Raw genomic sequence first — 215 nt, forward strand, 5'->3', positions numbered from 1 at the left:
CAGTTAGGGGCTGGCCAAACGCTGACCGATAGCTTTACTGCGACCTCGGCCGATGGCAGTGCCAGTCAAACGGTCACTGTGACCATCCAGGGTACCAATGATGTCCCGGTAATTGCCGGGGTCTCTACTGGTACAGTCACCGAAGATACAGCACTGACGAGTGGTAATTTAACCAAGAGCGGTACCTTGACTATTGCTGATGTCGATGCCGGCCA

The 215-nt window shown here is 54.4% G+C and carries 1 protein-coding gene; it reads left to right on the forward strand.

Features of this window, described 5'->3' with window-relative positions; all coding sequences use genetic code 11:
* Window positions 1-215, forward strand: a 215-nt coding sequence (locus ACN4Z1_RS16115) for a VCBS domain-containing protein (RefSeq protein WP_419413507.1), incomplete at both ends; no start/stop codon positions are given.

The organism is Legionella sp. ST3F1 (genome assembly GCF_048553315.1).
In the GTDB taxonomy this organism is placed as follows: domain Bacteria; phylum Pseudomonadota; class Gammaproteobacteria; order Legionellales; family Legionellaceae; genus Tatlockia; species Tatlockia donaldsonii.